The 5,001-nt window shown below is 66.1% G+C and carries 2 protein-coding genes and 1 pseudogene; 2 read left to right on the top strand and 1 reads right to left on the bottom strand.

Annotated features, from left to right (window positions below; genetic code table 11):
• A pseudogene (locus ACREC7_RS15685) lies at positions 1 to 196 on the bottom strand (ribonuclease PH); the annotation flags it as partial.
• Positions 197 to 352: 156 nt separating this feature from the next.
• Here ACREC7_RS15685 and mutS point away from each other — a divergent pair.
• Both mutS and glnD read left to right on the top strand, forming a co-directional pair.
• A complete protein-coding gene (mutS, locus tag ACREC7_RS15680; protein WP_431556628.1) occupies positions 353 to 3,133 on the top strand; it encodes a DNA mismatch repair protein MutS in 2,781 nt (926 codons plus the stop codon).
• A 29-nt stretch (positions 3,134 to 3,162) separates the two neighbouring features.
• The coding region (gene glnD / locus ACREC7_RS15675; RefSeq protein ID WP_431556627.1) for a [protein-PII] uridylyltransferase at positions 3,163 to 5,001 on the top strand (1,839 nt) is incomplete at its 3' end.

Raw genomic sequence — 5,001 nt, 5'->3', positions numbered from 1 at the left:
GCATGCCGTATTCCGCCGTGACCCAGCCCTTGCCGCCGCCCTTCAGCCATGGCGGCACCGACTCTCCGACGCTCGCCGTGCACAGCACATGGGTGCCGCCGAAACGCACGAGGCAGGAGCCCTCGGCGTGGCACGAAACGCCCCGCTCGAGGCTGATGGGGCGCAAGGCATCTGCCGCGCGTTTGGACGGGCGCATGCTCTCTCCGTTGAAGCCGCGTGAAGCGCCGCGCACCCTAGAGGAGGCTTGCGCGTCAGGCAACGGGGGTGGCGGCCCTTTGCCGCTGTGGACGACCAAACCGGTGGTGAACGGCCTCGCTTGTCCGGTCGCGCAGGAGCGGTTACCACCCTAGCCATGGCCGAGGCAGAGACCGGGGCTCACGCCGAACCAACGGGGTTTTCCGCCCCAGACGTCCCGCGCCCTGACGAGTCGGGAGCGCCCGGTCAGGCGAGCATCGCCACCCCGATGATGGCCCAATATCTGGAGATCAAATCGGCCAATGCCGATTGCCTCCTGTTCTACCGCATGGGCGATTTCTACGAGCTGTTCTTCGAGGACGCCGCAATCGCCAGTCGCGCACTCGGCATCGCGCTGACCAAGCGCGGTAAGCATCTTGGCGAGGACATCCCCATGTGCGGCGTGCCGGTGCATGCCGCCGACGAATATCTCCAACGCCTGATCGCGCAAGGCCACCGCGTCGCGGTGTGCGAGCAGATCGAGGACCCTGCCGAGGCGCGGAAACGCGGGCCAAAGGCCGTGGTGCGGCGCGACGTGGTCCGCCTCGTCACGCCCGGCACGCTGACCGAGGAGAGCCTGCTCGATGCCCGCGCCCACAACTTCCTCACCGCCATCTTCCGCGCACCCACCGGGGGCGAGGCGTCGTTCGCGCTCGCCTCGCTCGATATTTCCACCGGCGAGCTGCTCGCCGCCACGGTGAACGGCGGCGATCTTGCCGGCGAGCTTGCGCGGCTCGCTCCCCGCGAAGTTCTGGTCGGTGACGATCAGGCAGGCGATCCGTCGTTCCGTGCCGTCATCCATGAGGCGGGCGCCGCGCTTACCCCAATCCCGCGCGCGCATTTCGATTCTGCCCGCGGCGAGCGCGCGCTGAAGGGCAAGCTCGGCGTCGCAACGCTCGATGCCTATGGCGAGTTCACGAGAACAGAGCTTGCCGCGCTCGCCGGCCTCTTCACCTATGTCGAGATCACGCAAGTCGGCCGCACGCCCTTGATGCGGCCGCCGCGCAAAGAGGCGCCTGGAAGCCTGCTTCTGATCGACGCCGCGACCAGAGCCAATCTCGAGCTGATGCGGGGGAACCAAGGCACCCGCTCAGGCAGCTTGCTCTTCGCCATCGACCGCACCGTGACCGGCGCCGGCGCGCGGGAGCTGGCGAGCAGGCTCGGCAGCCCGCTCACTGAAGCCGGCGCCATCAACGATCGCCTCGACGCCGTTTCCCATCTCGCCGGCGAACCGCGCTTGCGCCAGACGCTGCGCGAAGAACTGAAGCGCGCGCCCGATCTCGCGCGGGCGATGGGCCGTTTGGGGTTGAACCGCGGCGGTCCGCGCGATCTCGGCGCGGTGCGCGACGCCATTGCTTCGGCCCGGGCTCTTGCCACGCATCTTGGCCGTGCCGCGAGCGCTCTCGGCCTGCCGCAGGAGCTTCACGCCATAGCTGTCAGGCTGAAGTCGGTGCCAGAAGGAGTCGAGAACGATCTTGAAGCTGCGCTCGCCGACGAGTTGCCGCTCGCCAAGCGCGACGGCGGTTTCATCCGCGATGGCTTCGATCGCCATCTCGATGAGCATCGCAAGCTGCGGGACGGCAGCCGCCAGGTGATCGCCGGCCTGCAGACACGCTACGCCGAGGCGACCGGCATCAAGTCGCTGAAAGTGCGCCACAACAACGTGCTTGGCTATTTCGTCGAGGTCACCGCCACCAATGCCGGGGCGCTCTCCAAGCCGCCGCATGTCGAGATGTTCATGCACCGGCAGACTCTCGCCAATGTCATGCGTTTCTCCACGCTCGAGCTTGGCGAGCTCGAAGCGCGCATCACCACGGCAGCCGACCGCGCGCTCGCGCTCGAGCTCGACATCTTCGCCAAGCTGACCGAGCGCGTTCTTGCCGAGCAGGCCTCGCTCGCCGCCGCAAGCGCAGGCCTCGCCGAGCTCGATCACCACGCAGCCCTCGCCGAGCTTGCGATCGAGCAGAACTATGTTCGGCCCAAAGTCGATGAGAGCCCGATCTTCGCCGTGCTCGAAGGCCGCCACCCCATGGTCGAGCAGAATTTGGCGCGCGGCGACGGCGCCACCTTCGTCGGCAACGATTGCAGGCTGGGGGCGGAGAACAAGGACACCGGAACCCGCATCCTGGTGGTGACCGGGCCGAACATGGCCGGCAAGTCGACCTTCCTCCGCCAGAACGCGCTGATCGTGGTGCTCGCCCAATTGGGCTCCTTCGTGCCGGCGAAGTCGGCCCATGTCGGCATCGTCGACCGCCTGTTCAGCCGGGTGGGCGCCGCCGACGACCTCGCCCGCGGCCGCTCGACCTTCATGGTCGAGATGGTGGAGACCGCTTCGATCCTCAATCAGGCCACGATGCGGTCCTTCGTCGTGCTCGACGAGATCGGCCGCGGGACCGCCACCTTCGATGGCCTCTCCATCGCCTGGGCGACGCTCGAATATCTGCACGAGGTGAACCGTTGCCGCGTGCTGTTCGCCACCCATTATCATGAGCTGACCGCGCTTGCCGACCGTCTGCCCCGCGCCGCCAACGCCACGGTCGAGGTCAAGGAATGGCGCGACGAGATCGTGTTCCTCTATCGCGTGGTGCCTGGCGCCGCCGACCGCTCCTACGGCATCCATGTGGCCAAGCTCGCCGGCTTGCCTCAAGCGGTGCTCTCAAGAGCCAATGAGGTGCTGACCGAGCTGGAAAAGGCCGACGGCAGGCCGAAGCCCTCGGACCTCGCCTCCGATCTGCCCTTGTTCAGCGCCGCCAAAGGTGTATCGCCCGCGAAGCCGCCAAGGCAGTCCGCGCTCGAAGCCACCGTCGGCGCGCTCAGACCCGACGCCATGACGCCGCGCGAGGCGCTCGAGGCGATTTACACGCTAAAGGGCTTGTTGGACCGCACTACCGAGCCTTAAGTCCCAATGTGTTAGAATTCACGCCGCCCATGGACCAGGCAGTCGTCAAAACCGCGCCTTATTTCAATCTCGACGCGCTTCGCGAGGAGACCTCCGAGCTTGCCCGCTCCTATTCCGGGCAGGATTCTTCGCTGCGGGCGGCGCTCGTTGAGCGCTTGCGGCAGCTCGTCGATGACGCGCGGAAAGAAGCGCGGCACCAGCTTGAGCGGGACGGCGACGGCCGGGCTTGCGCCGAGGGCCTTTCCGCCTTCCAGGACGCCTTGATCAGGCTCGCCTACGACTTCACCACCAACCACGTCTATAGCGCCAAGAACCCGTCAGCCGCCGAGCACATGGCTATCGTCGCCCAAGGAGGCTACGGGCGCGGCATGCTGGCGCCTGGCTCCGACATCGATCTCCTGTTCCTGCTTCCCTACAAGCAGACCGCCTGGGGAGAGAGCGTCGCCGAATACATGCTCTATCTGCTCTGGGATCTCGGCTTCAAGGTCGGCCACGCCACGCGAACCATCGATCAATGCATAAGGCTGTCGCGCTCGGACATGACCATCCGCACGGCGCTACTCGACGCGCGCCTGATCCTTGGCGACGAGGTGCTGTTCGCCGAGTTTCAGCGCCGCTTCCGCGAGGACGTGCTGAAGACGAGTGTGCGGCCCTTCGTCGACGCCAAGCTCGAGGAGCAGAACGCCCGCCACGCCCGCGCCGGCGCCTCGCGCTATCTGGTCGAGCCGAACATCAAGGACGGCAAGGGCGGCTTGCGCGATCTGCATACCTTGCACTGGCTCGCCAAGCACCTCTATCCCGATACGGCTGAGGAGGAGTTCGTCGAAGCCGGCGTGTTCACGACCGCCGAATATAGTAGCTTCCGCCGCTGCGAAGGCTTCCTCTGGTCGGTGCGCTGCCAGCTGCATTTCCTCGCCGAGCGCCCCGAGGAACGCTTGAGCTTCGACCTCCAGCCGCTGATGGCGGAAAAGCTCGGCTATCGCGGCCATGCGGGCTTGCGCGCGGTAGAGCGCTTCATGAAGCACTATTTTCTCGTCGCCAAGGAAGTTGGCGAGCTCACCCGCATCGTCTGTTCGGCGCTCGAGATGAAACAGCTCAAGTCGCTGCCGAGCCTCGGCACGCTTCTGTCGCCGTTCGGCTGGAAGCGCCGCGCGCAGCTGCGCCGCACCTCCGACTTCCGCATCGAGAACGGCCGCATCAGCGCCATCCACAAGGACGTCTTTGCCAAGGACCCGGTGAACTTCATCCGCCTGTTTGCCCTTGCCGACGAGCAGCAGGCCACCTTCTCGCCAGAGGTCTTGCGCCAGGTGCGGGCGAATTTGCGGCTGATCGATGACAGCTTGCGCGTCAATCCGACGGCAAACCGGCTGTTCTTGAGGCTGATGACCGACGCCCGCGATCCTGAGGGCGTGCTGCGTAGCATGAACGAAGCCGGCGTGCTTGGCTACTTCATCCCGGAGTTCGGCCGCGTCGTCTCTATGATGCAGTTCAACATGTACCATCACTTCACCGTCGACGAGCATCTGATCCGCACCATCGGTTTCCTCTCCGACATCGAGCGAGGCAAACTTGCCTTGGAGCATCCGGTCTCGACCGAGATCATCCGCACCATCGACAATCGCCGTGCGCTCTACGTCGCCGCCTTCCTGCACGACATCGCCAAGGGCCGCGACGAGGACCATTCGCAGGTCGGCGCCCGCATTGCGCGCGAGCTTGGGCCTCGGTTCGGACTCACGCCTTCCGAGGCAGAGACCGCGACCTGGCTCGTCGAGCATCATCTGGTGATGAGCACCTTCGCCCAGAGCCGTGACCTGAACGACCCGAAGACCATCCGCGACTTCGCCGATCTGGTGCAGAGCCGCGAGCGG

The organism is Methyloceanibacter sp. (assembly GCF_050728395.1).
Lineage (GTDB): Bacteria > Pseudomonadota > Alphaproteobacteria > Rhizobiales > Methyloligellaceae > Methyloceanibacter.
Note: the sequence above shows the minus strand (reverse complement) of the source record. Positions and strands in the feature narration are given on the sequence as shown.